Consider the following 1,633-nt stretch of genomic DNA (forward strand, 5'->3'; position numbering starts at 1 on the left):
CTGCACATGTTTTTTGATTGCAGGGATACCCGCAAGTTCTGCGAGGCTTTTTTGAAAGAGCGCTTCGAGCTGGTCCAGTCAGAGCCAATTCCCACCAGAAAGATCCCCTCTATCACCGGCGAGCCCATCATCTGGCGCTACTTCCTCGCGCCCTTTCCCTCCCTGCTGAAAAGCCTGCGGCTGGACGAGAAAGAGTTTGTGGCCCGCACCGTGATGCAAATAAACACCGAAATAAAAGGGGCCTTTGTGTTCTCGTCCGGGAAGAATATGGGCGCGTTCAAAGCCGTGGGATATCCCGAGGAGGTCGGGGCGTTCTACCGCTTGGAGGACTACGCCGGCTACGCCTGGTCCGCCCATGGGCGCTACCCTACCAACACTCCGGGCTGGTGGGGCGGGGCGCACCCTTTTACCCTGCTGGACTGGTCGGTGGTACACAACGGGGAGATTTCTTCTTATGACGCCAACCGGCGGTATATGGAAATGTTTGGGTATCCGTGCACTTTACAAACAGACACGGAAGTCATTACCTATATGATGGACTACCTGCTGCGGGTACAGGGGTTGAGCCTTAAGGAGGCCGCGTCGGTGGTTGCCGCCCCTTTCTGGAGCACGATCGAGAATCAGGCGGAGCACAGAGAAAAGCTGGTTTATCTGCGCAGCATGTTCCCCAGCCTGCTTATTACCGGGCCCTTCTCCATTGTGCTGGGGTTCACAGGCGGGCTGATGGCCCTGAATGACCGGCTAAAGCTGCGCTCCATGGTGGTAGGCGAAAAGGACGACAGGGTGTTCATTGCCAGCGAGGAGGCGGCGGTGCGGATGATGGAGCCAGAGGCGGAGCATATCTGGGCTCCGGCAGGCGGCGAACCGGTGATTGTGAGAGTAAAGGAGGGGGCGTACTGATGGGCATAGACTTTATCTATCCGGAATATGAGGTCCGGCGGGACGCCGGCCGCTGCACGGGCTGCGGCGCCTGTGTAAAACAGTGCTCCCATCAGGTACACGCCAAAGACGGCAGGAGCAAAAGCATAACGGCTGACGACACAAAATGCGTCAACTGCCAGCGCTGCGTCAGCTTCTGCCCGGCCCGGGCGCTGAAAATTGTCCGTTCAGATTATGCCCCCATGGGCAACTTCAATTGGCGGCAGTCCGTGATCCATGAAATCTATAAGCAGGCCAGAACCGGCGGCGTGCTGCTGTCCTCTATGGGAAGCCCAAAGGAAATGCCGGTGTATTGGGATAAAATCCTGCTCAATGCCTCCCAGGTGACAAACCCGCCCATCGACCCCTTACGGGAACCAATGGAGACAAAGGTTTTCCTGGGCCGGCGGCCGGAGCGGGTGGTAAGAAGGCCTGACGGAAGCCTGGATACCGCCATGCCCCCCTTGCTGGAACTGTCCATGCCGGTGATGTTCTCCGCAATGAGCTACGGCTCCATCAGCTATAACGCCCATGCCGCCCTGGCAAAAGCGGCGGATAAGCTGGGGGTCCTCTATAATACCGGCGAGGGCGGGCTGCATGAGGACTTTTACCGCTATGGGCCCAACACCATCGTGCAGGTGGCCTCTGGGCGGTTTGGGGTACATAAGGGATATTTGAACGCCGGGGCGGCCATTGAGGTCAAAATGGGGCAGGG

Annotated in this window: 2 protein-coding genes; both read left to right on the forward strand. The window is 58.3% G+C overall.

What is annotated here, in order from left to right:
- A partial coding sequence (locus U8U68_RS21730) for a class II glutamine amidotransferase (protein ID WP_322204529.1) occupies positions 1-900 on the forward strand: 900 nt, incomplete at its 5' end.
- A partial coding sequence (locus tag U8U68_RS21735; protein WP_322204532.1) for a glutamate synthase-related protein occupies positions 900-1,633 on the forward strand: 734 nt, incomplete at its 3' end. The genes U8U68_RS21730 and U8U68_RS21735, both read left to right, overlap by 1 nt.

The organism is Acutalibacter intestini (genome assembly GCF_034334985.1).
Classification (GTDB): Bacteria; Bacillota; Clostridia; order Oscillospirales; family Acutalibacteraceae; genus Acutalibacter; species Acutalibacter intestini.